We start from the raw sequence: 22,344 nt of genomic DNA on the forward strand, positions 1-22,344 counted from the left end.
GGTTGACGCGTCTCGGACATCACGGGGGCGGCAAGGCAGTGTCCTAAACGTGTGTCACTCGGTTAGATGAGTGTGGACACCAGAACACCGCGCACTCCTACGGGGGGAGGGTCGCCGGGATTCGACGAGCCCCCGTCGTTGTTCAGCATGGCAAGGGTGCCGAGCGATCCCGCCCAGGTCATCGTCAACCATGCGAGCTTCCGGGTGCAGCTCGGAGCGAACTCCGGCCGCGCCCTGAGCCTGGACGAGACGGCGCAGCTGCCCGTCGTGCCCCAGTCCGCCGCCGGAAAGCGCAGGCTGGCGCCGGTGGTGTGGTCCGGGCACAGCCAGCCCGGCGACCCGCTGGCCGGCGAGCTGCTCCAGGCGGTGCGCAGGGCCGGCGCCACCACCGCGGCCGGCGCGTCCGGTGGCGGCGGCACCCAGGTGCTGCCGCGGATCGACGAGACCACCGTGCTGCCGCCCGTCGTGGGCCGCCAGCGGGCCGCGGAAGCACCGACCGGCCTGCTCAGCGGCGTCCGGCCGGCCCGTGGCGCGTACGACCAGGGCGACGACGAGCAGCAGGTCGGCTACGTCGGCGCGGCCGGCTACGACGATTCGGACGGCTCCGAGGGCTTCGACGGTCCCGACCGCGACCGGCGCGGCGACGCCGTCAAGCACGCCTGGTATCCCGGCCGCCGGATGAACCTCGGCATCGTGCTGCTGCCGCTGCGGATCTTCCTCGGCTTCGTCTCCATCTACGCCGGCATGGGCAAGCTGTGCGACCGCGTCTACTTCGACGGCGGCCGGCGCGGCTCGATGGTCACCTGGCTCAACTCGCTGCACCCGTGGGCGGTCGCGGAACCGCTGCGCGACACCGCGCTCAACCACCCGGTGGGCGCCGGGCTGAGCATCGCCTTCCTCCAGGTGGTGGTCGGCGTGCTGACGATCTGCGGGCTGTGGCAACGGGTCGCGGCGGCGTTCGGCGCCACCCTGTCGATCGCGCTGCTGGTCACCGTGAGCTGGCGGACCGTCCCGGTGTACGACGCGCCGGACTTCATCTACCTCGCCGCGTGGAGCCCGCTGGTGATCGCGGGCGCTCCCGTCTACTCGATCGACGGCCACCTCGCCGGCGACGCGTGGCGGCGGCTCGGGCCGCGGGTCAGCGTGTGGGACCTGCGGCGGCGCGTGCTGCGGCGTGGCACTGTGCTCGCTTCGGTGATCGTGGGGCTCTCGCTGGTGATCGGGTCGGTGCTCGGGGCGGCGGTTCGCGCCTCGACCGCGCCCGGGCACCGGACGGGTCCGGCCGTGACGCCGACCAACGTGCTGCCCGGGCAGCCGCTGCCCGAGGTCTCCAGCGGCGGGTCCACGCCCGCGGCGGTCGCGCCCTCGCCGGGCGCGGGGGCCAAGGCGCGGCGCAAGGCGCCCGGGGCGACGAAGCAGCCGCCCACCAAGGCGCCCGGGGCCACGGCGCCCGGCGCGCACACCGCGCCGCCCGGTGCGGTGGTGGTCACTCCCCGGAGCACGGGCACGGGCGGCACGAGCAGCGCCCCGACCCGGTCCGGCTCGGGCGGCACGTCCTCCACCCCCCAGAAGCCGCCGCCCCCGCCGTCCTCCCAGGCCCCGCCACCCCCGCCCCCGGCAGCCCAGCCCCCGGCCCCCCCGAAGCCCACCCAGGGCACGATCGGCGGCCTCCTGGGCAGCCACTCCCCAACCGGCCTCCTCCTGGGCATGCACCCCGACGCCTCCCGCTCGGGCCCCGCCACGAACACGGCCTGACCCCATACGACGGTCCCCCACCCCCTTCGCCGCGGCCCCGGCGCGGGGCCCCGGTGGGGGCTTGTCGCGCAGTTCCCCGCGCCCCTGAGGGGCCCTAGCCCCTTGCGGTGGATGGTTCGCTGCGGGCCCGTCGTGGCTGGCAGCGCAGTTCCCCGCGCCCCTTCGGGGCACGTCACCGGGGCCACCTGTGCGCGAAGGGCCACGACGGTGCTGTAGGTCGGCAGCGGTCGTGAAGCGTCGCGGCGGCGCCCCGAAAGGGGCGCGGGGAACTGCGCGATCAGCCCCCACCGGGGGTCGGCCGGCGACGAGCCGGGGAGCGTCGCGGCGGGTTGCCGTACCGGGCGCCGGCGGGCAGCCGGGAGTGCGGGAGCCGGGCCGCCAGGCCCGGGTGGGGGGATCGCTAGCGGCGCGGCGCCCCGCTGAGTTCCTTCGCCGCCTCGCGAAGATCCTTCGCCGTGTCGATCGCCCGCCAATAAGCCCCCTGCGGAATCGGAAACCCCGCCAACCTCCGCTCCCGCGCCAACCGCGGAAACGTCGTCCGCTCGTGATCCCCCAGATCCGGCAGCATCCCGGTGAACCCGGGCGCGAACACGTACACCCCCGCGTTGATCAGGAACGGCGACGGCGGCGACTCGATGAAGTCAAGCACCTGCCCGAACTCGTTCGTCTCCACCGCTCCCCACGGAATCCGCGGCCGCGCCAGCGCGAGCGTCGCCACCGCGTCCCGTTCCTCGTGGAAAGCCGCCATCTCGCGCAGCGAGAACCGGGTCCAGATGTCCCCGTTCGTGGCGTACCAGGGCTCCTCGGGCCGCGGCAGCGACCCCGCCGCGTACTTCAGTCCGCCGCCGCGCCCGAGCGGCTCCCCCTCCACGACCGTGGTCACGTTCAGCGGCAGCGGCGCCGCCGCCAGCCACTCCTGGAGCACCTCGGCGAGGTGCCCGCAGGACACGACGGCGTCCGTGACGCCTTCCGCGGCGAGCCACGCGAGCTGGTGCCCGATGATGGGCGTCCCGGTGCCGGGGATCTCGACCATCGGCTTGGGCCGGTCGTCGGTGTACGGCCGCAGCCGTGAGCCCTGCCCGCCGGCCAGGATGACGGCCTGCGTGACGGCGACGGGGGCCGAGCCCGTACCGGAAGCCGAGCCCGTACCGGGGGCCGCGTCGGGAGCCCGGCCGGGGTCGCCGGCGAAGCGCCCGGCGGGGGAGTGCCCGGCGTCCAGGCGTCGGGCGTCAGCGGGGGCGTGGTCGTGCTGCTCGGCGCGCGTCATGCAGCGCACCTTATGCGACGGGCCCGGCCCCGTACCGCCGGATCAGCGCCCCGAGCCGCACCGGGCGCGGGTACCCGTCCGGCCGACCGGGCGCGAGCAGTCAGGTGCTCGTGCCCGGCCGGCCGGATCCCGTTCCGCGCCGCGCCGGTTCAGCCGACGGACGCGACGCCATGCCGGGGTTCAGCCGACGGACGCGACGCCATGCCGAGTTCAGCCGACGGACGCGACGCCCGTCGCGAACGCGGTGTCGCACACCGGCCGCGACCACGACTGCGCACGCTGCGCGGCCCCGTCGTACTTGGCCACCGCCGCCCGCCCCAGCGAGCGCGCGATCGACGTGCAGTACCGGGCCAGCGACGGCTGCTTGGCCACTGCGAGCTGGAGGTCGGTCAGGGCCGCCCCCGGGTCCTTCTGCTGGAGTTCGTCCAGCAGCCGCTGACGCAGCACCTCCTGCGGTGCCCGCGCGGCCGTGTCCTTGGCGGACACGTCCTCCTTCGTCTCCGACGAGGCGTTGAGCACCTGCCCGTCGGAACTGGAGGACGACCACGGGACGCGGGTGACCGCGAGCGTTCCCGACAGGACGAGAACGACCGGAAGAACGAGCGCGAATGTCTTGCCGAGACGGCGAGCTACCTGGTTCACGCATCGGATCGTAGCGACTGGTGATGATTTGGCGACATTTAGTCACTCGGACGAGGGAGTGAAAATTGCCGAGCCCCCGTTCGGACGTTGACGAACACCCTCGAAAGGCCCCTTATGCGGGTGTATTTATCGACAACGTGTCCGTACCCTCCGTGCGTACGCACGACCCGGGGTCCGGGGCCGCGCCCCCGAAAACGCCGGTGGCGGCGGCCGGTACGTTCTCGTACCGGCCGCCGCCACCGTTGAACCCCGCAACCCCGCAAACCTCAGCGGGACGCGATCAGTCCTGGTTGGTGAGCCGCTCGCCCGAGGACGTGGCGAACACGTGCGTCTCGCCGCCCCGCGGCACGACGTGCAGGACGGAACCCTTCTCCGGGATCGTCCGGCCGCCGACGCGGATGACGATCTCCTTGTCCTCGTCGCCGACCTTCGCGGTGCCGTAGACGTAGCCGTCCGCGCCGAGCTCCTCGACGACGTTGACGGTGACGGCCAGGCCGGCCGGGCCGGACTCCTTGGAGAGCGACTTGGCACCGGACTCACCGGAGTCGATGTCGAAGTGCTCCGGGCGGACACCGACGGTGACCGTGCGGTCACCCTTGTCCGCCGCGGCCTGCACCGCGTCACGCGGCACGTTGACGACCGCGTTGCCGAACATCACACCGCCGTCGGTGATCGGCACCTCGATGAGGTTCATCGCGGGGGAGCCGATGAAGCCGGCGACGAAGAGGTTCGCCGGGCGGTCGTACATGTTGCGCGGGCTGTCGACCTGCTGCAGCAGACCGTCCTTGAGTACCGCCACGCGGTCGCCCATCGTCATGGCCTCGACCTGGTCGTGGGTGACGTAGACGGTGGTGACGCCGAGCCGGCGCTGCAGGCTGGCGATCTGCGTACGGGTCTGCACACGGAGCTTGGCGTCGAGGTTCGACAGCGGCTCGTCCATGAGGAACACCTGCGGCTCACGCACGATCGCGCGGCCCATCGCGACACGCTGCCGCTGACCACCGGAGAGCGCCTTGGGCTTGCGCGCCAGGTACTCGGAGAGGTCCAGGATCTTGGCGGCCTCCTCGACCCGCTTGCGGATCTCGGCCTTGTTGACGCCGGCGATCTTCAGGGCGAAGCCCATGTTGTCGGCGACGGTCATGTGCGGGTACAGCGCGTAGTTCTGGAACACCATCGCGATGTCCCGGTCCTTCGGCGGCAGGTGCGTGACGTCGCGGTCACCGATCCTGATGGTGCCGGCGTTGACGTCCTCGAGCCCCGCGAGCATCCGCAGCGAGGTGGACTTGCCGCAACCCGAGGGCCCGACCAGGACGAGGAACTCGCCGTCCCCGACCTCGATGTCCAGCCCGTCAACCGCGGGCTTGTCGCCACCCGGGTATATGCGGGTCGCCTTGTCGAACGTGACTGTAGCCATAGCTGAGCAGTCCCTTCACCGGCAGGAACGTGCCGGACGATCCGAGTAAAGGAAGGATGTGTGGTCCGCCCGCACCCGCCACGAAGCCGGACACGGACTCCCCGAGACGCTACCTCCCGCATCCCCCCTTGTCACCAGCCCCACCTCCCCTATTTCCCCCCGACCCCCCTCCCCCCGCCCGCTACACTCGTCCCTGCGCCTCCTTAGCTCAGTTGGCCAGAGCACCGCTCTTGTAAAGCGGGGGTCGTCGGTTCGAACCCGACAGGAGGCTCACGCATCAGGGCCAGGTCAGGGGAGCGTTCCCCGAGCCTGGCCCTGTCTCATGATCACGGCCGTGCCACTCACGTGCCAGAAGACTTCGGATCTTCCTCGCCCCGGCTCTTGCGAATCATCTCGCCGAGCGCGCCCGCGATGTGCTGATCACGCTCACTGGTCATGTGCTGGTAGATCAGCGCGGCCCGTGCGGTGTTGTGCCCCATCCGCGTCATGAGTTCCCGGGTGCTCGCCCCGGCGGCCGAGGCCAGGGTGTTGCCGGTGTGGCGCAGATCATGGAAGTGCACGTCAGCCGGGATGCCCGCCGCGTCACGAGCCGCCGTCCAGTCGTCCCGGAAGTTGCTCCGCCGCAGAAGACCGCCCTTCGCGCCCTGGAACACGTGCCCTTCCTGGCCCTTACCAGCGAAGCGCTCAAGATGGCTCAGCACGTCGGGCAGCAGCTCCGCAGGGAAGGCCACCGGTCGCACGCCGGCCGCCGACTTGGGTGCCTTGTCCTTCAGCCTGCCGTTCTGCGTCTCGGACTGCGCACGACGGACCCGCACCGTGCACCGGTCGCTGTCGATGTCGATGTCACGGCGTCGGAGCGCCGCCAGCTCTCCGAAACGGAGCGTGGTGAAGGCCGCCAGGAGCACGAGGAGCCGGTACCGGGGCAGGATCGCATCGGCCACCGCGTACACCTGATCAACCGTCAGCACCGGCCGTTCCGGAACGTCGTACCGGTCAGCCCCCTTGACCCGGCACGGGTTGCGGCGGATCAGCTCATCCTCAACAGCCGTGTTCAGGACCGCGCGCAGGACTTGGTACGCCTTGACCACGGTCGGCTCACCGACCCCGCCGGCCAGCAGCCGAGTACGCCAGGCCCGCACGCGGGACGTGGTGATGTCGGCTACGGTGCCCGCGCCGAAGGTGGGCTTGATGTGCAGCCGGATCACCGACTCGTTCCGCTCCCGAGTCCGGTCGGCGAGCTTGCGATCCCGCAGCCAGGCATCGGCGAAGTCCCCGAAGTTGACCTTCCCCGCGTCAGGGTCCGCCCACTGCCCGCGCGTCAGGTCGGCCTCGATCAGCGAGAGCGCGATCTCCGCATCGGTCTTGGTCGGGTAGGTCTTCTCACCCGGCCGCATCAGGCCCGTGGTGGGGTCGGGATAGCGGATCTGCCAGCGTCCCGAGCGCAGTTGCCGCACGGAGCCGAAGCGTCGCCGATTGCCCTTGGCGTTCGCCATCAGGCCACCGCCCGAAGCTGGCGCACCATCGGCAGGACCGTGTTCGCGGTCACGTAGGCATCCAGCGCGCTCTCCGGGATGCGCACGTGTCGGCCCACCTTGACGAACGTGATCCGCCGTTCCTCGATCAGCCGCCGGGGGAACCGCACCGAGGTCCCGAGGCGTTCGGCCACTTCCTCAACGCTCAACAGGCGATCGGCCATGGTCACCAGTCCTCCCCTTCCTGGTCGTCGAGTTCGGCGCGTGCTTCGCGTGCTGCGGTGCGGCCGGCGGCGAGGTCGCGGTGCATCTGCGTGGCGAGCCAGGACTCACCGGGGGTGTGGCCGTGCCCGGCATACGTCCAGTGCGCCAGGGTCAGCGTGGAGCCCTCCGGTGCGTCGTCCGGGTCGGGCAGGCCCCGTTCCCGGCGTTCCTGGCGAGCCCGGTAGTCCGCCCGCACCTGCCGCAGTGCGCCCAAGGTGGTGGAGTAGTGGCGGGACTTGGTCGAGAAGTGACCCCGGAAGCCGAGCATGTGAGCCCACTGCGCGAGCCTGCGATCCGGATAGTCCGCGTCGAGGTCGAAGCAGGCTTCGATCAGCCGCCGGGCGTGCGCGGGCAGGCCCGGCAGTTTGTCCAGCTCCGGGAGCTCCCCGATCCGGCGGTCAACCGTGCCGGTCGTCTCCGCCGCCTTGGTCGCGTACTTCGCCACATAGGAGGCCACGGCCTGTTCGGTCAGCTCGGCGCCGTCGGTGGCGGTGCTGCCGATCGGCTGCACATCGACCTGTGCCCCCCAGCGCAGCACCACCGCGGGGCGTTCCCCCGCAGCAGGCACCGGCACCGACACCCGGTCGGCAGCAGCCCGGATCGCCTCATCGAGCAGACCGGTACTGGCCCAGACCGGAGGGGCATCCTGCGGGCCGTCGGGCCCGTCCAGGCGCACGATCGCGTGGAAGTGCACCGCTCCGCGCTTCTGGAACTCCGCGACCTTCCCGAACGACACCCGGCACGCGTCACCCAGGGCGGACTGCGTCATGCCCACCCGGGCAGCCAGCTCACGGCGAAGGTAGATCGTGAAGCGCCGCCACAGGTCCCCGGCGTGGTTGTTCCACAGCACCGCGCCCGCGTAGTCGTACGCGCCCGGGTCCAGGGCCGTGCCCAGCTCCGAGGCTCCCTCGCCGTGCTCGACACCGCACCGGCAGCGGCCCGTCGAGGGGCGGTTGTGGACCGGCCCGAACGACGGGGCCGTCAGCGTCGCGAACACCTTCGGATGCGCCCGCACCGTACGCGGTGTGCCCTTGCCCGGATCACCGGTCAGCCCCGCCCGGATCAGGTGGAAGGTGTCACCCGCGTACAGCCAGGCGCAGGAGGGGCAGCGCGAGGCACGCCGGTTGCCGCAGGCCACCCGCAGCCGGCCACCCGGCTCCCCCTCAGTGGAGTACGAGTACAGGACGTTGCCCGAGGCGCGGTCGCGGGTGACCGTCAGGCCCGACAGGTGGATCGGATCGGAGCAGCCGCCGGTCCGGCGGACCTGTTCCTGCCACCGCTCGAACCCAGGGCTGTTGGCCACCCGCAGCAGGTCGGCCATGGTCACCGGATCCGTGCCGACAGCCGCCGCCACGTCAGCGGCAGCAGCGGGGGGCAGCGGGAGTAAGACGGGATGCGGCACGATAGGGAACCCCTTTTCGGGTCGGTTGGATCAGGAAGTGGGTGAGGCGCCCGAGGCGGCGGAAACTTGGCGGTTGAGACCGCCCCGGGAGCTGGCTTTCAGCGGCGTCGGCCACGCCGGGAGTACGCGGGCGGGATCGCGTTGAACGCGTCCTGGCCCTGCTGGAACGAGGCCACGTCAGCCTCGCCGTTGGCGGTTCGGTCGAACTCGCGGGCAATGCGCCGTGCCGCGTTGCGGTCACCGTGCCGCCGGGCGTTGGCGAACTCCCGGCCCAACTCCGCCATCGCGGGATTGGCCGGAGCGGGCGCGGACTTCCGGAACAGGCCCATCACGCACCCGTCCCCACCCGCGTACGCAGTCGCGCAACCTGGGCCACCAGACGGGCGGCAGCGCGAGCGTTCAGCCGGGGCGTGTCACCGGGAGTGCGCTCTTCCAGGCCCGTGCCGGTGCAGGACTCGCAGAAGATCGACAGCGAGTCCTCATCGGCCCACCCGGTACCGTCACAGCGGTAGCACTCGCCCCACGGGCGGGACGTCAGCAGGCGCAGGCAGTCAGCAGGGTCCGCGCAGAACGCGTCACCGCAGGACGGGCATCCCCGACCCGAGCGCACCAGCCGCAACGGCTCAGTACGAGCGACAGGTAACGCGATGACCGGATTGGGCGCGACCACAGGCATGATGGAACTCCCTTGAGAGAGGGGCGGGAGCGGCGGTCTGCTTGGCGGTAGGACGCCGCTCCCTGCATGTCCGAACTACTGCATAGGCTAGCGGTGGCCTAGGCCACTGTCCACTGATTCGGGAAATGAAAAAAGGGGCGACAGCTCGCCCCTCTCGTTTTCAGCCGATTTGACCTACCTCACGTGCTGGCGATCGTGTAATCGTAGGAGGACCATCGGTCGGCAAGCGCAACGGACTCGCCATACTCCAGCACTTCACCTTCCGTGTCGTAGATCCAATTCCGGCCGGCGAGAACCGCAGTTCCCTCCGAGACGCCGAGAGTCTCTGCGTCGTCTTGCGTGGCAGGTCGTGCGGCGACTTGATCGCGACCGGTTGAGAACTTACGACCTGTCGTTGCCTCGATGTATCCCGGCGTACCTTCGGTCAGTCGCTCTCTAACGAGGAGCTTCGGAGAAGACTCCGCAAGGCTTCCCGCGAACCACGACGTAGACGTCGAGACGGGGGAGTCATCGCGATAGGTGATCCGCTGACGCCGGATGACCTGAGATCCCGAAGGGACTCCGAGAGAGGCTGCGACGCCTTCCGGAGCCTGCACGAGTTCTGTGGATACGATCTTGGCATGCTCGTTGGGCGGGTAGATCCGACCTGTCCGGCGCATGGAGGCCACACGATCGCGCGCAGAGCGGCCGACGGTTGTTTGCTCGCTCACCACCGTACCCACGCCCTGGATCGAGTCGACCAACCCTTCGGCCCGTAGAGCAGCGAGAACCTTTGTGGCGGTCGCGCGTGAGACTGACCACTCAGAACTGATCTGGCGCTCAGACGGAACTACGTCGCCCGCGTTCAGCGTACCTTCAGCGATCTGTGCCCTAATTGCCTGCAAGATCTGCAAATACGGCGGGAGCGCCCTCTCAATCTGCGGTGCCACGGTTCACCTTCCCTTGGATTCTGCCGCCTGTGGACTAGGCCACCAGCAACCATAGCGTCTGCCGCGCCTTCATGCGAACAGGTTGCCTTGGACCTCGAACCGTTGGCGGTTACGGGTTTCCCTACCTCATCAAGGCTCCCGGCTCCGCTGGCGCTCCGCCGGGCGCGCGTCCGGCGCCCGGCCGCGCCGTCGCTCCTGTCTCCGCCCCGCTCGGCCCGGCCAGCGCCTCGCGCGCACGCGGGAGGCCCAGGGCATCGGCATGAATCCGCAAACACCAGGCTCAGGTCAGGGCTTGCCTCCGGCGGGGGCGCTCAGGCTTCCAGGATGGACCCGACCCGCCGGCGTCTGCCCGTTCATCGTGGCGAGCGAGGGAGCTTCCATCCCACCTGCCATCGACCCGGGCAAGCCGAGCAGTCGCGGCCCAGGGCGTCAAGGTCGTTCGTACAGTGGCGCGCTCCACCTTGACGCCCTGAACCACGCCCGCTCCACAGGAGTGCGGGCCGACGGCAGACGGGATGGAAGCGGGGGAGGGGTGGTTGAGGTAGGCGAAGAGGGTAGCGGAGTCGTGCCACAAGCGCGCCAGATCGAGCGGGGAGTCACGGGGAACGGCGGCGAGCCGCAGCCAAAGGCTTCGGCGATGCCCAATCAGGCAAAGGCACAGGTCAGCGACCCCATTTGCAAGCCTCTCTTGTAAAGCGGGGGTCGTCGGTTCGAACCCGACAGGGGGCTCTTTTTCTCACGCCGGATGACCTGCAGTTTCGGTCGTCTGGCCACCTCTCCGTCGGCCTCGGACCCCTCGTCCGGGGCGTTCTGCGTGAGCGATGCGTGATTCGACGCGCACTGCCCGGGCGACATGCTGCCGAGCGAGAACACCGACCTCGTCTCGCCGTCGAACCCGGAGAACGACTGGGTGGGCAAGGTCAGGGACTACCCCACGATGGGAATCCCGCTGTAGCTCGTGGTCGACGCCAGGTTGAAGACCATCACGCTCTTCAGCCACCCCTACGGCCGTAAGTACCACCGCCGCGAGGACGCCGACTTTGGTGAAAGCCTCCGCATCCCGGAACCGTTCGCCTTCGTCCTGGACACCGCGACGCTGTTGCTCGATTCCTGAAGCCTCAGGCGTTCATGTGGGCTGTTGGCCGAGCGCGGATTCAGCACGCCTGGGCCGGTGAACCGATGCGAACCGACGGCAACCGGTGAACGGTGTTTGCCTGGTCAATGGGTCATCCCATCGCATCGCCGCAGGTCACCGCCTCGCCCCGGGGGAACTTGTAAGGCGGGGGTCGTCGGTTCGAGCCCCACAGGGCGCACCTCGCGTTTCCCGGGGCGGCGTGAAGGCTGCTGGTTCGCAGGTGGTCCGTGGGGCGTTTTCCGTTGGGGGGGGAGGGGTTGCCGTCTCGTGGGGGTTTCATTGCCCGGGCTTGGGGATTTGGCTGTCAAGATCGGGCGCGCCAACTCCACGGTGCCGGTTGTTTACCGTGGGTCACGGTTGGGGTGGGGGCGGCTCAGCCGCGGAATTGGATGCTGTGGAGGGGGAGGCCGGCATGGGGAGAACTGTGACGACGGGGCGCGGTGGGGTTGTGGAGGGGGCGGCCCGAGAGGCTGCGCGGGGGAAGAATCCGCTTAATGGGGTGCGGGCTGCCGGGTCGGGGACGGCTTATTTGCGGGCCGGGGTTGAGGGGGTGCTGCCCGTTGAAGGCGGGGACGTGGTGGTGGAACTGGCGCCGGCCGGGGCGCGGTTCGCGGGGGCGGTGATCGATCTCGTGGTCGCGGCGGTCAGTCTGGCGGTGCCGGCGCTTGCCGCGTCGGGGCTGCAGAGCGTGATCGATCCGGACAGCAACGGGTACTTCGTGCTCGGGGTCTGGCTGCTCGGCTACGTCTGGCTGACGTTCTACGGCGCGGCCTGCGTGGCGCTCTGGGGCGGGACGCCGGGGCTGCTGCTGACCGGGCTGCGTGTCGCGCGGGTCTGGGACGGCTACGAGCGGCCGACCTGGGCGCAGGCACTGCGCCGGGCCCGGTTCCTGGCGGCGATGGCCTGGCTGATTCCGCTGGTGAACGTCGTGGTCGTGCTCGTCCGGCTCGGGAACGTGGCCAAGGAGCGCCCGTACCACCACAGTTCGTTCGACACGATCGCCGGCACGGTCGTGATCCGCCGCCGGCCCCCGACCCCGGTCGGCGCGGTCTAGGGCGCGGCCGTCCAGGTGCGGATCTGGTCGTGCTCGGCGAGGTCCTTGAAGAACTGCTGACGCGACCAGTCGGCGATGTCGCCGATGACGATGAGGCGGCGCCGGGCCCGGGTGACCGCGACGTTCAGCAGATTGGGCTTCGCGGACGCCCAGTTGCGGGAACCCACCTGGCCGGAACCGGTGCCGAGGACGAGGATCACGATGTCCGCCTCCTTGCCCTGCGTGGTGTGGACCGTCCCGTAGCGCCGCGGGTCGAGGTATTTGCCCGCCACCCTGCCGATGCCGTTGACGACGTCGCGGAACGGGCTGACGACGAACACCGACTCGTTGAGGCGGCGGGTCAGCTCCCTGGCGACGTCGTCACCGGTCGGGCCCTGGCCGAGCGGCCCGTCCGTGCCGAGCAGGCCGTCCACGCCGCCCAACTCGTCGGCCCCGTCCGCCTGTTCCTCCTCGATCACCGCCATGACGCGCCGCCGGATCAGCTCCAGGGACTGCTCCAGCGCCCTGCCCTCCTGCGGGTTCCACTTGTCCTCGCCCGGCACGGAGTCCACGTTCATCCAGACGCTCCACTGGGCGAGTGGGAACGCGTCCTGGTCGCGGGTGACGCCGTAGACCATCATCCCGTCGTAGGCGATCTTGTTGCTGACGTCGAACATCAGCCGGTCGCAGCGGCGGTGCACCCGTAGCGGCGAGCCGAGCCAGACGTGTTCGCCGTCCTCCTGGCTCAGCCAGGTCCCGTACGGGTTGAGCCGGTCGGCCAGGGTCTGGACGGAGGACGCGGCCGGGGCCCAGCGGCGGTCCACCGAGAAGTGCGCCGCCAGCCGCCGCTGGCCGGTCCACGGCAGGGTGACGACGGGTTCGAGTTGCAGCGGATCGCCGACGATCACGGCGCGCCGCGACCTCCACAGCGCGCCCACCACCTCCTGCGGCGCGGCCTGCCCCGCCTCGTCGACGAAGAGCCAGCCCAGCGCCTCGCCGCCCAGCCGGTCGAACATCCGCCCCATCGACGCGAACGTCGTCGACACCACCGGCACCACCAGGAACAGCATCTGCCAGGCGGCCAGCACGGTCTTCGCGGGAAGTTCGGCCGGCGCGGCGCCCTTGACCACGTCCATCGCGGCCTGGAGGTTCTTGCGCATACGGTCGGGGGCCGTCGCGAGCAGCGCGCGGTGCAGGTCGAGGGCCGCGAGGAAGAGTTCGGCGCGGGCCTCCGCGAACTCCGGGTCCATCCAGGGCGCCGACAGCTCCCGCGTCTCCATCGCCTCGCGGTCAGCGGAGTCGGCCTGCCACTCCGGCCCCGGCACCGAAGCGCCCCACCGCTCCCTGGCGGCGGCGATCCGGCGGTTCTCGGCCTCCCGCTCGCGGCGTCTGCGGTCCGCCTGCTGCCCGGCGTCGGCGGCGGTCGCGGCCTGCCGGTCGCGAAGCTGCTCGCACTGGGCGAGCGCCTCCTCGCGGCGCCGGACGGCGACCAGCGCCTCGTCCAACTGCATCTGCGCGGCGCGGAGTTCGGTACCCGCGGTGGCGCGCGCGGACTCCACGGACGCGAGACGGGCGTCCACGGTTGCGAGGGCCGCGACCAACGGGGCACGGCCGGACTCCCAGCGCCGCATGGCCTCGCGGACGAACACCCGCTTGACGAGGCCGGGTTTGCCGGCGTCGTACGTGCGCAGGGCCGCCTCCCGTGCCCTGACGTGCTCCATCCCGTCGCGCGCCGCGCCCTCGGCCAGGTCGCGCCGGGCCTGCGCCGCAGACAATTCCCCCTGGCGCCGGGCCTGTTCGGCCCTGCTGTCGGCGACCGCGGCCTCCGCGCGCCCCAACTCCTCCCCGAGCCGCAGGACGACGGCGTACGCGTCGGACTCGCGCGCCAGCATGTCGTCCAGGAGGGCATCCGGGCCCGCCGTCCGCGCGGTGAGGTCGGCGATCTCCTGCCGTTCCGCGGCGAGTTCGTGGACCTTGCCGCGGGCTCGGGTGAAGCGGCGGACGGCGTCCTTCCATGTCTCCCGTCCCAGCGGCGGTTCTTGGACGGTGCCGGCCGCGCCGCCGCCGGCGGAGGTCGACGTGCCGGTGCTCCCGGGGGTGGCGGCGACGTGGTCGATCTGACGTTGCAGCATCTTCTGGAGGCCCAGCGGCGGCGGTGGGGTGCCGGTCGCACGCCCGCCGGAGCCGGAGCCGGAGGTCGAACCCGGGCCCGAACCCGAACCCGAACCCGTTCCCGAACTCGGCCCGGAACCCGCCGACTTCGGAGCCTCGCCCCACCAGAACCGCTGGACGAAGTCGGAACGGTTGCTCCGCCGTCCGAGGCGCGCGGCGACGGCGCCCCAGGCGTCACCGTCGAGCAGGATGCCGGCCGGCCCCGACAGGTAGTCGGCTCGCTGCTTCCACGTCTCGCCGATCGCGTGGGCCCCGGGCACCTCAAGTGTCACGTTCTCCACCGCCCCGTTGTTGGACGAGGCGATCACCATCTCGAAGCCGGTGAGCGCGGGTATCAGGGGGTGGATGGTGCGCGGGTACTGCTTGCCCGCGATCTCCTCCGTACGCCAGAACAACGGTGTGCGGGCGAAGGCGTCCTCCGGGCGGGCCAGCGCCGCCAGTTGTTCGGCCCGCCTGACGACGACGGCCGCGATCAGGTCGCGCAGCATGGTCGTCTTGCCGGTGCCCGGCGGCCCGTTCACGGCGTAGATGCCGCGCCCCTCGCCGCCGCGGCGCCCGTCACCGCCGACCCGCCCGTCACCGCCGACGCGCCCCTCGTCGGCCCCGAGCGTCTCCAGGATGCGGTTGACCGCGAACTGCTGGCTGAGGACGAGCGGCTTGTCGTTGTCGGCGGGCCACCGCCCCAGCGGCATGCTCGTCGGCTGGACGTGCTGGAGGACGGTCTCGGGTGCGCGCCGTACGTCGTGGCGGGGCAGCGCGTCCAGTTCCGACTCGGCCCGCAGGTAGTCCAGCAGGGCGGCACCGGCCTGGCCCGACTCGAGCTCGTCGGCGACCCGCTTGAGGTCGTCGGCGTAGAAGCTGTTGAGGAAGGTGTCGCCGGCCGACTCGTCGGCGTGCTTGGCCGATACCAGGTAGCTCTTGACGCGGATCGCGTCCGGCGCGAGTGCGGCGGCCACGCCCAACTGCTCGGCCACCCAGCGGGTGATCGCCGCCAGGTCGTACACGTCGAGGACCTTCGTGCCGACCTCGGGCGGCGGCCCCTCCGGGTCCTCCAGGTCCTCGGGGCTCTCCTCGCGCTGGTCGGCCGGTTCCGCCTCGTCCGTCGCCGCCTCGTCCGTCTCCGGCTCCGCGCCGCCGCCGGCGTCCGCGTCCGTCCCCTGCCCGGAGAGCCGGGCGGCGATGGCGTCGACCAGCTCGCCGCCCACGTCCTCGACCATCCGCGCGGCGACGGCTCCCACCCCGGGCCCGAGCGCCGTGCCGACCGCGGCGGACGCCGCTCCCAGCCCGCTCTTCGCGGCGGTGACGGCCAGCCTCGACATGAGTCCCGCGACGGGACCGAGCGGTGACGAGGACGCCTCCGCGCCGGACGACGGCCGGCGCTCGACGTCGATCTTCCCGTCACCGAGGTCCAGCAGGCTCTGGAGGAGCTGCGTGCCCTCCTCCGCGAAACCGGTCAGCCACCGGCTGTCCTGCGGGCCCAGGACCAGGGTGTGGCCCACGGCCCAGGCGCAGGACGACAGCGTGGCGCTGTCCTTGACCAGCAGCCCCTCGTCGTTCACGGTGAAGGAGAGCAGGGCGCTGTCGCCGCCGACGCGGCCGTCGAAGTCCTGCTCGTTCTCCGGGGCGCGGAACGCGTCCAGCAGGACGTCACGCACCTTGGCGATGGAGAAGATGCCGGCGTAAACGGTGTGCTGCCAGACGAGGTTGGGACGGATCCGCTCCCGGCCCACCGACGACCCGGGCTCCCACGGGAGCGGCCGGTTCGCCGCGACGGGGAACATCCGCTTCTTCGCGTTGACCGGATCCACCTTGGGCGGGCTGAAGTACTCCACCGCCCGCCAGAAGCGCAGGATCTCCGCTCGGCGCCGCCGTTCCGCAACCAACTCTCTGCCGGCCCCCATCCACTCCCCTGAGATCGTCGGTCCGGGGCACCGTAACAGCCGGACGGCAGGGGGATGGGGCGAGTGCTGTTCTTTCCGGCCAGGGTCCGGCTTTCCGGCCAGAGTCCGGCCTTCAGGCCAGGGCGCGGACCTTCAGGCCAGGGCCCGGCCGCCCCTGTGCGGGGGACCGGGCCGTCGGCGGGGAGCAGGGGGCGGGGCTACTTCTTTCCCGTCACGCCGTCCGGGGTGACGGCGAGGACCTTGTTCCAGGCGGGGGCCGTGGCGATCGAGGCCAGGCGGGCGGCGGTCAGGGGCGGGTTGGGGCGGCTGGCGGGGACGTCCTTCTCGGAGGGGGCGTTCCACTCGCTGACGGAGACCTGCGCGCCGTCCTGGTGGCGGTACTCGGCCATCCACTCCTTGGTGTTGTTGCGGTGGTCGGAGTACTCCCAGCCCTTCCAGATGGTGAGGGTGCCGCCGTGGACGGTGGTCTGCCGGCAGTAGTCACCCGCGGCGTGGGCGGCCGCGCAGTTCTGCGGCACGTCGCTCTGCGTCTGGAGGACGACGCTGACCTCGGCCGGGCCGTGGCCGTCGTCGAAGACCAACTGGGCGTACGGGGCGGTGTCTTCGGTGCCGCGGCCCAGGCGATCGGAGATCTTGCCGTGCGGGAGCATCGAGACCAGGAGGTTCTCCACCTGGCGCGCGGTGTACGAGGGGGCGGAGGCGGTGGAGGCCACCGACGCGGTGTTCTGCAGGGCCGGGGCGGCGACCCCGGTGGTGGTCCCGGTCGCCGCGGTGTGGCCGGCGCCGTTGCCTGAGGTCGCCGCGAGCAGGCCGCCGCCGCCGGCCAGGGCCAGTACGGCAACACCCGCGGTGACGGCGGCGGTACGGCGGCGGCGCAGGGTGCGGCCGCGGGCGAAGCCGGCCGACATCAGGGCGCGGCGGTCGGCGGGCGCGAGGTCGTCGGCGACGCGGTGCAGGGCGTCGGCGAAGGCCGCGGCCTCGGTGGAGTCGGGGGAGGCGGGGGTGTCTTCAGGGGGAAAGGGCATGGCGGATCGCGGTCTCCTTCGTCGATGTCGGATGTCGGATGTCGGATGTCGGATGTCGGGTTTCGGGTGTCGGCGCTTTGCGCGAGAGCGGCGGTGGCGGTGGTGATCGTGGCGGTGGCCGTCGCGGTCGAACGGGCGCTGCTGGTGCGGTGGTTGAGCCGGCGCTTCAGCCGGTGATGAGGTCAGCGTGGCTGCCGTTCAGGTGCCGGCGGAGCTGGGCGAGCGCGCGGGTGGACCGGGTGCGTACCGCGCCCGCGCTGGCCCGCATGATCGCGGCGGTCTCCTCGACACTGCGGTCCTCCCAGTAGCGCAGGATCAGCACCGCGCGGTCCTTGGGACCGAGCACGGCCAGCGCCGCCAGCAGGGCCACACGTAACGTGGCGTCCTCCCCGGCGTCGCGGACCACGCGATCGGGCAGCTCGGCCGCCGGACGCTCCTGGTTGCTCTGCCGCCGCTGATGGCTGAGGAACACCCGCACCAGCGTCGTCTGCGCGTAGCCGGCCGGATTGTCGACCTCGCTCATCCGGTTCCACGCCAAGTACAGGCGCCCGAGCGTCTCCTGGACGAGATCCTCGGCCAGATAGGTGTCCCCGCCGGTCAGCAGACACGCGGACCGAAAAAGGTGCCCCGTCCGCGCCGCCGCGAACTCGTGATAACCCTGAACCGCCGCCCCACGCATCCCGGCCCGCTCCTCCCGTCGCCCACACTCCATTGACGCGACGGGAGCCCGGAAACGTTACAGACAATCGAGCGCCGCGCCATTCCGCCCGGCGCCGGGTCCCCGCCGCGAGCGGCGCGGGCCCTGACCGGGCACGTCGCCGTTACGCTTGGAGACCGGTCGGTTCGCTCACGGGAGGCACAGCAGCGTGGATCCGCAGCGCTTCGCACTCCTCGACGAGGCCCGCAGGAGTCTGCCCGACGGGTTCAAGGCGGAGATCTCTGGCGACACCATTGTCATGACCGTCGGACCATCCGGCGTTCACCAACGCAATCTCCTGAAGGTGCGGCGCCAGTTCGACGCGCACTGCCCGGGCGAACTGCTGCCGAGCGAGAACACCGACCTCGTCTCTCCCGGCGTGGGCAAGAGCCGGAATCCCGACCTGACCTACCTGCCGGCCGGCGTCCTGGAGACCACGGACAACCAGGTCCCCGCCGAGACCGCGGCCATCGCCGTCGAGCTGGTGTCACCTTCGAACCCGGAGAACGACTGGGTGGGCAAGGTCAGGGACTACCCCACGATGGGAATCCCGCTGTACCTGGTGGTCGAGGCCCGGTTGAAGACCGTCACGCTCTTCAGCCACCCCGACGGACGTAAGTACCACCGCCGCGAGGACGCCGACTTCGGTGAGAGCCTCCGCGTCCCCGAACCGTTCGGCTTCGACCTGGACACCGCGACGCTGCTGCCCTACTCCTGAATCCTTTACCGCTGCCCCCGGCAAGAGGTGGCGGAGGCAAGCGAATCGGCCCCCTGGCCGTCATCACCGGTCAGGGGGCCGAATCGTGTCTGCTCAGTGGCAGTGGCAGTGGCAGTGGCAGTGGCAGTGGCAGTGGCAGCGGTAGTGGTAGCCGCAGCCGCAGTGGGTCAGCCGCAGTTGGTCTGCCACCTGCTGAAACTGGCGGTGCCGATGCTGCCCCACCAGTTCATGCACGTTGCCCTGCCGGGCTCGTACAGGGGGCCGGCGTAGAAGCTGTAGTCGCCGTCGTCGTTGTTGTTGCGGATCTCGTCGTTGGCGATGCCGAGGCTCATCGGCACCGGGGTGCCGGGGACGTTGCGGATCTCCACGACGCAGTTCAGGCCGGTGGTCGCGTTCCATGTCAGGTAGGCCATGCCGACCGTTCCGACGGGTGCGGAGTTGACGACTTTGTAGCCCGCGCCGCAGACGCCGTTGTACGGGGCCGGCGCCGCGGAGGCTTTCGCCACCGGGGACGTCTTCGGCGTTGCCGCTGACGCTCCCGGCGCCGCCACCCCCAGTGCGACGACGCCGGCCGCGGCCACCGCCGCCGCACCCATCAGACGGCCCGTTCGGCGCGTGACCCGGTTTCCACGATCCATCATGTTCTCCCCCTCGAATCACCATGGTTGGTCGTGCACCAGGTCAGACCCGCCGGCCCCACAGGACGTTGTAGGTCCCACTGCCACAGGACCGTCCCGTTTGTCACGCGGGTGTATCAGCCCGGCGTCCACTGCTGGAGGGATCGCGCAGGTCAGTCGGCGGTCCGCGCCACGAGCTGGGTGGGGTTGACGAAGCGCAGCGCGACGAGGAGGAGGACGGCCATCGAGCCGGTGTAGATGACGGCCATCGCGTCGATGGACTGCGGGCTGCGGATGCCGGCCGAGAACACGGCCGAGAACAGCGACACGACGAGGGTCTGGCTGTCGGGGCCCGAGGTGAGGAACGTCAGCTCGAACATGCCGAACGTGCGGACCAGCACGAGGATGCCCGCCGCGAGCATCCCGGGCAGCAGCAGCGGGCCGAGGATGCGCAGCAGGACGGCCCGGGTCGGCGCCCCGCACATGCGCGCGGCGGCCTCCAGCCGGGGGTCGATCTGCTCGATGAACGGCGTCATCGTGAAGATGACGAAGGGGATGGACGGGACGAGGTTGGCGATGATGACGCCGGTGAGCGTGCCCGCCAGGTGGACCTTGTACAGGACGGTGGCCAGCGGGATGCCGTACGCGATCGGCGGCACCAGGATCGGCAGCACGAACAGGGTGGTGACCGCGCGCTTACCGGGGAAGTCGCGGCGGGCCAGCGCGTAGGAGGCGGGCACCGCCAGGATCAGCGACAACGCGACGACCAGCACGCTGACTTCGACGGTGACCCACATGACCTGGCCGAGGTTGAACTCCGACCAGGCCTTGCTGTACCAGGTGGTGGTGTAGCCGTGCGGTGCCCAGCCGGAGAACCAGGTGCGGCCGAAGGAGTTCAGGACGACCGAGCCGATCACGCCGAGCATGGCCAGGAAGAAGACGGCCAGGGCGGCCCAGACCAGCCAGGCCCCGGGGCGCAGCGTGATGCTCCGCCGCCGGCCGGGGGGCCCGCTCGGACGTCCGCCCGAACTCCCCTCCGTGAAAGCAGACTTGGTGGTCGCCGTGGGGCTGCTGTAGGTCATCCCTTGCCTCCGGTCGAGCCGCGGTAGAGGCGCGAGCGCAGCGCCAGCGTGAGGCCGATGACGGCGAGCATGAGCGCGGTCATCACCATCGCGATCGCCGAGCCCTGCGAGTAGTTGAAGTGCTCCAGCGCGGTCTCGTACGCCTCGACGGAGATGACGTGCGTGCTGCCGTCGGGATCGCCGACCATCATCGCGGACGGGAACACCGCGAAGGCCAGCACGAACGTGAGCACGAACGTGGTCATCAGGCCGGGCAGCAGCAGCGGGAACGTGATGTGCCGGAACCGCTGCCGCCAGTCCGCGCCCAGCGTCGCGGCGGCGCTCTCCAGCGCGGGGTGGATGCCGGACAGGTAGGAGTGGGTGAGCAGGAACGCGAACGGGAAGCCGCTGATGATCAGCGACAGCAGAACGCCCCAGTAGTTGTACGTGAGTTTGACCGGTGAGTCCGTCAAGTGCAGGGCGTGCAGCGTCTGGTTGAACCAGCCGACCGGGCCGAAGAACTCCAGGATGCCTTCGGCGGTCAGCACCGTGCCCAGCGTGATCGGGACGACGAGCAGCGCCAGCAGCAGCCGCTTGCCGCGGAAGTCGCGGCGCATCCGGTACGAGATCGGCACGGCCGCGCCGACGTTGATCAGGGCGGCGGGCACGGCCAGTTTGAAGGTGATGCCGATCGAGCCGACGGCGAAGGAGCTGCCGAAGAAGGCCCGGTAGGAGCCGAAGAAGCCGCCCTTCTCCGGCTGGAAGGAGATCTGCAAGCCGTAGAGGAACGGGTAGCAGAACAGCACGATCACCGCGAGCAGCCCGGGCAGCAGCAGCAACAGGGTGCGGTCCACGCCCCGTTCGGCCAGCCGGTGCCGCAACGCGGTACGTTCCCGGGCCGGATGAGCCGGCGGCGGGGCCGGTGGCGGGGCGGGCGGCGTGACGGTACCGGTCATGCCGACCCCTCCTGCTCCGGCGGGTTGCCGGGGTAGACCAGCGCCCGGTCGGCGGGGACGGTCAACGACAGGGCGTCGTGCGGGCGGACGTGGCCGGCGGTGGTGAAGTGGATGCGGTCGCCGGCGCCGGTGACGGCCTCCACGTGCAGCTCCCGCCCGTGGTACTCGACGATCTCCGCGACGGCCTGTACGTCGGCCCGCTCGTCGCCTTCCGCGAGGTGGAAGTCCTCCGGGCGGATCGCGACCACCACCGGCTCACCGGCGGCCGGTGCCCGGTCGCCGACCGGGGTGCCGCGGAACGTGAGCCCGCGCCCGGTGGCGACCACCCCGTCACCCCGGCCGCCTTTGGCGAGCAGACCCTCGCCCTCGTCGCTTTTGGCGAGCACACCCTCGCCGTCGTCGTCCGGTGCGACCTGGAGGTGGAGCAGGTTGCGGTAGCCCATGAACGCGGCCACATGCGGATTGGCCGGGTGCTCGTACAGCTCCGCGGGAGTGCCGATCTGGCTGACCCGCCCCTCGTGCAGCACCACCAGGCGGTCGGCCAGCGACAGCGCCTCCTCCTGGTCGTGCGTCACGTAGAGCGTGGTGAGGCCGAACTGCTGGTGGATCCGCCGGATCTCGGTCCGCATCTCCAGCCGCAGCGCCGCGTCCAGGTTCGACAGCGGCTCGTCCATCAGCACCAGCGGCGGTTCCAACACGATGGCCCGGGCGATCGCGACCCGCTGCTGCTGGCCGCCGGACAACTGCCCCGGGTGCTTTCCGGCCTGCCCGGACAGCCGCACCAGCCGCAGCACCTCCTCCACCCGCCGTTCGACCTCCGCCTTCGGGAGCTTCCGCATCTTCAGGCCGAACGCGATGTTGGCCCGCACGGTCAGGTGCGGGAACAGGGCGTAGTTCTGGAAGACCATGCCGAAGCCGCGCTTCTCCGGCGGCAGCGTGTCGATCCGCCGCCCGTCCAAGGTGATCCGCCCGCCGGTGAGCGGCAGCAGTCCCGCCAGGCAGTTCAACGCCGTGGTCTTCCCGCACCCCGAGGGCCCGAGCAGCGCGACGAACTCGCCGCCGTGCACGGTCAGATCGAGCGGATACAGCGCGGTCAGCGCGCCGTAGTCGCGGGTGACGCCCTCCAACCGCAGCTCACCCACCTGCGAGTCGGGCCGCCCGCCCGGAGGCTGCTTCTTGTCCAGGGTCGTATCGGTCATGGCGGACAC

At 71.1% G+C, this 22,344-nt stretch carries 19 protein-coding genes and 1 tRNA gene; 5 read left to right on the plus strand and 15 right to left on the minus strand.

Annotation, left to right across the window (positions count from 1 at the left end):
* The first annotated feature begins 66 nt into the window (after positions 1-66).
* Positions 67-1,755, plus strand: a complete 1,689-nt coding sequence (locus tag ACQPW6_RS22830) for a DoxX family membrane protein (protein ID WP_433891528.1) — start codon at positions 67-69, stop codon at positions 1,753-1,755.
* A gap of 400 nt (positions 1,756-2,155) precedes the next feature.
* Here ACQPW6_RS22830 and ACQPW6_RS22835 read toward each other — a convergent pair whose 3' ends face one another.
* The 3 genes from ACQPW6_RS22835 to ACQPW6_RS22845 all read right to left on the minus strand — a co-directional run bounded on the left by ACQPW6_RS22835 (position 2,156) and on the right by ACQPW6_RS22845 (position 5,078).
* Positions 2,156-3,022 carry a nucleotidyltransferase family protein gene (locus ACQPW6_RS22835; RefSeq protein WP_433891529.1) on the minus strand — a complete coding sequence of 289 codons (867 nt, stop codon included), beginning with the start codon at positions 3,020-3,022 and terminating at the stop codon, positions 2,156-2,158.
* 210 nt (positions 3,023-3,232) lie between these two features.
* Positions 3,233-3,664: a hypothetical protein gene (locus ACQPW6_RS22840; RefSeq protein WP_433891530.1), complete on the minus strand. Its 432-nt coding sequence runs from the start codon at positions 3,662-3,664 to the stop codon at positions 3,233-3,235.
* A 280-nt stretch (positions 3,665-3,944) separates the two neighbouring features.
* Complete coding sequence (locus ACQPW6_RS22845; protein ID WP_433891531.1) at positions 3,945-5,078, minus strand: ABC transporter ATP-binding protein; 1,134 nt, start codon at positions 5,076-5,078, stop codon at positions 3,945-3,947.
* A gap of 197 nt (positions 5,079-5,275) precedes the next feature.
* Here ACQPW6_RS22845 and ACQPW6_RS22850 point away from each other — a divergent pair.
* Positions 5,276-5,349 (plus strand) — tRNA-Thr (locus tag ACQPW6_RS22850).
* 70 nt (positions 5,350-5,419) lie between these two features.
* Here ACQPW6_RS22850 and ACQPW6_RS22855 read toward each other — a convergent pair.
* The 5 genes from ACQPW6_RS22855 to ACQPW6_RS22875 form a co-directional block, all read right to left on the minus strand.
* Positions 5,420-6,571 carry a tyrosine-type recombinase/integrase gene (locus ACQPW6_RS22855; RefSeq protein ID WP_433891532.1) on the minus strand — a complete coding sequence of 384 codons (1,152 nt, stop codon included), beginning with the start codon at positions 6,569-6,571 and terminating at the stop codon, positions 5,420-5,422.
* Positions 6,571-6,774 carry a helix-turn-helix domain-containing protein gene (locus ACQPW6_RS22860; RefSeq protein WP_433894629.1) on the minus strand — a complete coding sequence of 68 codons (204 nt, stop codon included), beginning with the start codon at positions 6,772-6,774 and terminating at the stop codon, positions 6,571-6,573. Before ACQPW6_RS22860 ends, ACQPW6_RS22855 begins: the two co-directional genes overlap by 1 nt.
* Before the next feature lie 2 nt (positions 6,775-6,776).
* Positions 6,777-8,135, minus strand: a complete 1,359-nt coding sequence (gene repSA / locus ACQPW6_RS22865; protein WP_433894630.1) for a replication initiator protein RepSA — start codon at positions 8,133-8,135, stop codon at positions 6,777-6,779.
* Positions 8,136-8,314: 179 nt separating this feature from the next.
* Entirely contained in the window at positions 8,315-8,545 is a 231-nt protein-coding gene (locus ACQPW6_RS22870) for a hypothetical protein (protein ID WP_433891533.1), read from the minus strand.
* A 526-nt stretch (positions 8,546-9,071) separates the two neighbouring features.
* Positions 9,072-9,821, minus strand: a complete 750-nt coding sequence (locus ACQPW6_RS22875) for a GntR family transcriptional regulator (RefSeq protein WP_433891534.1) — start codon at positions 9,819-9,821, stop codon at positions 9,072-9,074.
* 958 nt (positions 9,822-10,779) lie between these two features.
* Between ACQPW6_RS22875 and ACQPW6_RS22880 the strand changes: the two genes are divergently transcribed.
* Both ACQPW6_RS22880 and ACQPW6_RS22885 read left to right on the plus strand, forming a co-directional pair.
* The gene (locus tag ACQPW6_RS22880; RefSeq protein ID WP_433891535.1) at positions 10,780-10,935 is read left to right on the plus strand and encodes a hypothetical protein; all 156 of its coding nucleotides are present in this window, start codon (positions 10,780-10,782) and stop codon (positions 10,933-10,935) included.
* Positions 10,936-11,506: 571 nt separating this feature from the next.
* Positions 11,507-12,010, plus strand: a complete 504-nt coding sequence (locus ACQPW6_RS22885; RefSeq protein ID WP_433891536.1) for an RDD family protein — start codon at positions 11,507-11,509, stop codon at positions 12,008-12,010.
* On the opposite strand, the gene ACQPW6_RS22890 is transcribed toward ACQPW6_RS22885, so the two are convergent.
* From ACQPW6_RS22890 to ACQPW6_RS22900, 3 genes are all read right to left on the minus strand, one after another.
* Positions 12,007-16,062, minus strand: a complete 4,056-nt coding sequence (locus ACQPW6_RS22890; protein WP_433891537.1) for an AAA domain-containing protein — start codon at positions 16,060-16,062, stop codon at positions 12,007-12,009. The two genes, ACQPW6_RS22885 and ACQPW6_RS22890, sit on opposite strands and share 4 nt — an antisense overlap.
* Before the next feature lie 197 nt (positions 16,063-16,259).
* The gene (locus tag ACQPW6_RS22895; RefSeq protein ID WP_433891538.1) at positions 16,260-17,087 is read right to left on the minus strand and encodes a hypothetical protein; all 828 of its coding nucleotides are present in this window, start codon (positions 17,085-17,087) and stop codon (positions 16,260-16,262) included.
* A gap of 166 nt (positions 17,088-17,253) precedes the next feature.
* A complete protein-coding gene (locus ACQPW6_RS22900) occupies positions 17,254-17,766 on the minus strand; it encodes a SigE family RNA polymerase sigma factor (protein WP_433891539.1) in 513 nt (170 codons plus the stop codon).
* Positions 17,767-17,953: 187 nt separating this feature from the next.
* Here ACQPW6_RS22900 and ACQPW6_RS22905 point away from each other — a divergent pair, with 187 nt between their 5' ends.
* Positions 17,954-18,502, plus strand: a complete 549-nt coding sequence (locus tag ACQPW6_RS22905) for a Uma2 family endonuclease (RefSeq protein WP_433891540.1) — start codon at positions 17,954-17,956, stop codon at positions 18,500-18,502.
* 167 nt (positions 18,503-18,669) lie between these two features.
* Here the strand turns inward: ACQPW6_RS22905 and ACQPW6_RS22910 are convergent, their stop codons facing one another.
* The 4 genes from ACQPW6_RS22910 to ACQPW6_RS22925 all read right to left on the minus strand — a co-directional run bounded on the left by ACQPW6_RS22910 (position 18,670) and on the right by ACQPW6_RS22925 (position 22,335).
* A complete protein-coding gene (locus tag ACQPW6_RS22910; RefSeq protein WP_433891541.1) occupies positions 18,670-19,140 on the minus strand; it encodes a spore-associated protein A in 471 nt (156 codons plus the stop codon).
* Between the two features lie 152 nt (positions 19,141-19,292).
* Positions 19,293-20,201 (minus strand): ABC transporter permease, encoded by a 909-nt coding sequence (locus ACQPW6_RS22915; RefSeq protein ID WP_433891542.1) that lies wholly within the window; start codon positions 20,199-20,201, stop codon positions 19,293-19,295.
* On the minus strand, positions 20,198-21,136 hold the full coding sequence (locus ACQPW6_RS22920; RefSeq protein WP_433891543.1) for an ABC transporter permease: 939 nt from the start codon (positions 21,134-21,136) through the stop codon (positions 20,198-20,200). Before ACQPW6_RS22920 ends, ACQPW6_RS22915 begins: the two co-directional genes overlap by 4 nt.
* On the minus strand, positions 21,133-22,335 hold the full coding sequence (locus ACQPW6_RS22925; protein WP_433891544.1) for an ABC transporter ATP-binding protein: 1,203 nt from the start codon (positions 22,333-22,335) through the stop codon (positions 21,133-21,135). The genes ACQPW6_RS22920 and ACQPW6_RS22925 overlap by 4 nt, the downstream gene beginning before the upstream one ends.
* Positions 22,336-22,344 lie beyond the last annotated feature (9 nt).

The sequence above is a fragment of the Streptomyces sp. CA-111067 genome (assembly GCF_050956065.1).
In the GTDB taxonomy this organism is placed as follows: Bacteria; Actinomycetota; Actinomycetes; order Streptomycetales; family Streptomycetaceae; genus Actinacidiphila.

Excerpts from the sequence above, each read along its gene's own strand:
- ACQPW6_RS22830 (WP_433891528.1), top strand. The coding sequence starts at position 67 with ATGAGTGTGGACACCAGAACACCGCGCACTCCTACGGGGGGAGGGTCG.
- ACQPW6_RS22835 (WP_433891529.1), bottom strand. The coding sequence starts at position 3,022 with ATGACGCGCGCCGAGCAGCACGACCACGCCCCCGCTGACGCCCGACGC.
- ACQPW6_RS22845 (WP_433891531.1), bottom strand. The coding sequence starts at position 5,078 with ATGGCTACAGTCACGTTCGACAAGGCGACCCGCATATACCCGGGTGGC.
- ACQPW6_RS22855 (WP_433891532.1), bottom strand. The coding sequence starts at position 6,571 with ATGGCGAACGCCAAGGGCAATCGGCGACGCTTCGGCTCCGTGCGGCAA.
- ACQPW6_RS22860 (WP_433894629.1), bottom strand. The coding sequence starts at position 6,774 with ATGGCCGATCGCCTGTTGAGCGTTGAGGAAGTGGCCGAACGCCTCGGG.
- repSA (WP_433894630.1), bottom strand. The coding sequence starts at position 8,135 with ATGGCCGACCTGCTGCGGGTGGCCAACAGCCCTGGGTTCGAGCGGTGG.
- ACQPW6_RS22870 (WP_433891533.1), bottom strand. The coding sequence starts at position 8,545 with ATGGGCCTGTTCCGGAAGTCCGCGCCCGCTCCGGCCAATCCCGCGATG.
- ACQPW6_RS22890 (WP_433891537.1), bottom strand. The coding sequence starts at position 16,062 with ATGGGGGCCGGCAGAGAGTTGGTTGCGGAACGGCGGCGCCGAGCGGAG.
- ACQPW6_RS22895 (WP_433891538.1), bottom strand. The coding sequence starts at position 17,087 with ATGCCCTTTCCCCCTGAAGACACCCCCGCCTCCCCCGACTCCACCGAG.
- ACQPW6_RS22900 (WP_433891539.1), bottom strand. The coding sequence starts at position 17,766 with ATGCGTGGGGCGGCGGTTCAGGGTTATCACGAGTTCGCGGCGGCGCGG.
- ACQPW6_RS22910 (WP_433891541.1), bottom strand. The coding sequence starts at position 19,140 with ATGGATCGTGGAAACCGGGTCACGCGCCGAACGGGCCGTCTGATGGGT.
- ACQPW6_RS22915 (WP_433891542.1), bottom strand. The coding sequence starts at position 20,201 with ATGACCTACAGCAGCCCCACGGCGACCACCAAGTCTGCTTTCACGGAG.
- ACQPW6_RS22920 (WP_433891543.1), bottom strand. The coding sequence starts at position 21,136 with ATGACCGGTACCGTCACGCCGCCCGCCCCGCCACCGGCCCCGCCGCCG.
- ACQPW6_RS22925 (WP_433891544.1), bottom strand. The coding sequence starts at position 22,335 with ATGACCGATACGACCCTGGACAAGAAGCAGCCTCCGGGCGGGCGGCCC.